This window comes from Photobacterium sp. OFAV2-7 (genome assembly GCF_022347985.1).
GTDB lineage: Bacteria > Pseudomonadota > Gammaproteobacteria > Enterobacterales > Vibrionaceae > Photobacterium.
Genome location: NZ_JAKRFQ010000585.1, coordinates 1 through 3,327 on the forward strand (window position 1 = coordinate 1; position 3,327 = coordinate 3,327).

Here is a 3,327-nt window from a genome sequence, read left to right on the forward strand (position 1 = left end):
AAAAACTCAATATCAGTGTCAACAAGGCCACTGAACTGATGGATAAGTTTCTATCGATGTTTCCCGAACTGCAAAAAGCCATTGAGAGAATGCCCCAGTATGGCGCTCTGCGAGGCCACGTTAGCACTGCAACGGGATTGCATCGATACCGCCAATTGGATGCTAAGCGAGATCATACTGAGAAAAACTGGATGGTGAACATGCCAGTGCAAGGTACAGCCGCAGCGCTGTTCAAAGCGGCTGGTAATCGACTTCATCAGTTGTATAAAGGTTACAATACCAAACTGATCGTTGCGATGCACGATGCCTTTGTTTTCGAAGCACCCAAAGAACATATGCAAGAAGTCGGTGCATTAACGGCCCAAGTCATGACCCAAGTAGTGCAGGAAGTTTATCCCCAGCTTCACTTGAGAGCGGACATAAACATTCGTCACCCTCAATGCTGGACGAAAGAAGGGGATCCAACGACCCTCGATACCTGGCTTGCCAAATGACAAATAGTGGACACAAAACCTTTTTGAATTATCCTATCAGGATTTGTGTCCGCAGTTACTCTCTGCCATGTCTAGTTATCCAACACTTCGAAAAAGATTTTGGACAAAGTGTATGGTACGCCCCTAGTTCACAAAAAAAAAAATAGGATTAGTAATATTAAGTCAAAACCATATTAATCTGCATTGATACCAAATACTGACTTTCATTCGCCCCAATACTGTATGTATGGATGCTCGATAGAACAGTCAGGCTTGGGGATAATGAAGTGTCACTGATTATTCTCAAAAACAAGATTGCGAATAGTTGCGATCTCGCCTGAGAACATCAAAGCTTAAGCTCGACAAAGTGCTCGATAAAGTAAATGAATAAGAGTATTAAATGTGATGCGCTCAGCAAAAATTATTGTCAGTGCCATTTGATGAGACAATATGAACTTTATTTTAATAATGGAGATACACGATGATTAATTATTTTATTTATCACAACGAAGAAAAAATTGGTAAATCAGTAAAAGAGCTCGGGATTTTGACCGCTTATACTAATAATAGTGTGCATGGTTCAGAAGGTGGAATTGTTTGGGTTATTAGTGCTGTAGAAAAAAACCGAAGAGATATATGGTTTCAATGTATTTCGTAATAAATGAAGCTAATACGGGCTACAGCCCAATAAAAGGTTTCAAAAATTCAGTTACTGGTGTAGAAGGTGTTATTTTAGATGAGCCAGTAGATGTAACGGATGAGTTATGGCTTAAAGAATTAAAGACTAATACTGCTAACTTTGTAAGAGGCTTTAGCCATATCGATAGCAAAAACATTATTGAAAATTTAGAAATTATCTTTGCAGTCACTGGCTTTCGGCCATAACAATACGTGCGTGATTCATAGACATCCTTTCACTATACAGGATGTCTATGGACAGAGAAATCCAACAAAGATTACAGTGGGTAAAACTCTGCCAAGAATGCGGTGATGCAGGTTTAGTTTGCCGTCGTTGTGGAATTTCAAGGCCAACACTTCGCAAGTGGGTAACTCGATATGAGAGTGATGGTTTACTGGCTTAGAAAGTATTAACCGAAAGCCTCATTCTTCTCCGAATAGCAAAATCACTCCTGATATCGAAAAGCTGGTTTGGATATAAGGAAAATAGAAACCTTGGAGCAAGAAGGTATCAGTCAGAATTAGCACGCCTGCATGACCTTCATATCAGCACTGCAACCATCCATAAAGTGCTAACCTCCAATGCTGTAACCACCAATATCACATCCCCTAGGAAGCAAGACTTTCAGCGCTATGAACGACCAATTCCTGGCGATAGAGTGCAAATGGATACTTGTAAACTCGCTACTGGAGTTTTTCAATACACGGCAACAGATGATTGTACTCGCTACCGTGTTTTGCGGTGCTATTCACGCGGTACTGCAGCTAACACGCTAGATTCTATTGAATGTGGAATCGAGGAAATGCCTTTTCCAGTTCAGCGAATCCAAACCGATAGAGGCCGAAAGTTCTTTGCTTTATCTGTTCAAGAGATGCTCAAAGAATACGGAATAAAGTTCCGCCCAAATACACCAGCTTCGCCGCACCTCAATGACAAAGTTGAGCACTCTCAGAAGGCTGACAAATGTGAGTTTTATCCAACAGTAGAGATTGAACTAACAAGCTTGGATGAGCATCTTACTGAATGGCCACACTATTACAATTTGCATCGTCCAAACAGTGCCTTAAAAGGAAAAAAACCGATGGAGCGTTACTCTGAATTGGGTAATAACACTCCTTTCTCTTATGATGTTCAACAGTGTTATCAGCATGAGGAAGAGAGAATCCAAAAACAGAACTATGAGAATGAGCTTCAATAAATGAAACGATCTCTATTAATCACACAGATTATATCTTTCCAAATTCTGCAAATCCGCTTTATCTTTGGAAGCAATCCAATCAATTCGTAGCCCCTGAAGCCGTATGCTATAGACATTACATTGAGTAAAATACCTTTTCATAGATATCTGCAAGTTGCAGCATCTGCTCTTCTACATCGAGCACAACGCCTCGGTAACCCTCATCAGATAACCAGTTGGGTTATGAGGGAAGTTCAGGCTAACTAGTTTGGTATTCAGACGAATTGCCGCCCTTATATCATCAATATCAAGATGCCATCCGTCCCCCTTATATGCATACATGCGCACCTGAACACCCGTAACTTCACAAGCCGCTAGAGGAATGGTTTCAGCACTTTGGTAATTCGGCTTAGGAACAATTACGTGATCATCTTGAGTTAGAATGCTTTGTTCCACCGCGTACGGACCTTCTCCAGCATCAGCGAGATACAAGATTTCATCTGGGTTTATTGTCTGATAAGTTTTCGCAATCTCTCGCCTCAAGTCAATCGAGCCCTGGTTGGTGTATATCCTGTTGACGATGAGTGCCCAATTGATCGGTAAAATAAACTTTCAAATCTACAACATTTTCTCTACCACTGGGACAAATCGATGAAACAACATTTCTAACTCGCGAAAAATTATTGCCTCCCCCCCATCTTTAGCACCTGCAGTTCTTAATACTCTATCAAGCAACATTGCTGATTCCAACTGCTTAATAGTAATGTCTATCGTTATATCTATCAATGGATATCTTCGTGAACGAAATTCTTAAGTTATTCACTCACCAGACTTATCTTGATAATACCTAAACCAGAAATAACGCCCATTAATATAAGCAGCATTGAGGTTAGTATTATTATTTTGTACCTGAGTATTTGAACTGTTAACCATAGTATAGATCATCCATATATAATGCAGTAGTATATATTTTAATTCGATTGACGTTATATTTTAAA

The 3,327-nt window shown here is 40.0% G+C and carries 4 protein-coding genes and 1 pseudogene; 4 read left to right on the plus strand and 1 reads right to left on the minus strand.

Features of this window, described 5'->3' with window-relative positions; translation table 11 throughout:
* From MHN01_RS21275 to MHN01_RS21290, 4 genes and pseudogenes are all read left to right on the plus strand, one after another.
* Positions 1-494: DNA polymerase (locus MHN01_RS21275; RefSeq protein WP_239413309.1), on the plus strand; the 494-nt coding region annotated here is incomplete at its 5' end.
* 460 nt (positions 495-954) lie between these two features.
* Entirely contained in the window at positions 955-1,131 is a 177-nt protein-coding gene (locus MHN01_RS21280; protein ID WP_239413310.1) for a hypothetical protein, read from the plus strand.
* Positions 1,110-1,358, plus strand: a complete 249-nt coding sequence (locus MHN01_RS21285; protein ID WP_239413311.1) for a hypothetical protein — start codon at positions 1,110-1,112, stop codon at positions 1,356-1,358. Before MHN01_RS21280 ends, MHN01_RS21285 begins: the two co-directional genes overlap by 22 nt.
* 47 nt (positions 1,359-1,405) lie before the next feature.
* Positions 1,406-2,350, plus strand: a pseudogene (locus MHN01_RS21290) (DDE-type integrase/transposase/recombinase).
* Between the two features lie 171 nt (positions 2,351-2,521).
* Here MHN01_RS21290 and MHN01_RS21295 read toward each other — a convergent pair.
* Positions 2,522-2,872 (minus strand): aminotransferase class I/II-fold pyridoxal phosphate-dependent enzyme, encoded by a 351-nt coding sequence (locus MHN01_RS21295; RefSeq protein ID WP_239413312.1) that lies wholly within the window; start codon positions 2,870-2,872, stop codon positions 2,522-2,524.
* Between the last annotated feature and the right edge of the window lie 455 nt (positions 2,873-3,327).

Coding starts and splice junctions, on each gene's coding strand:
- MHN01_RS21280 (WP_239413310.1), top strand. CDS start 955: ATGATTAATTATTTTATTTATCACAACGAAGAAAAAATTGGTAAATCA.
- MHN01_RS21285 (WP_239413311.1), top strand. CDS start 1,110: ATGGTTTCAATGTATTTCGTAATAAATGAAGCTAATACGGGCTACAGC.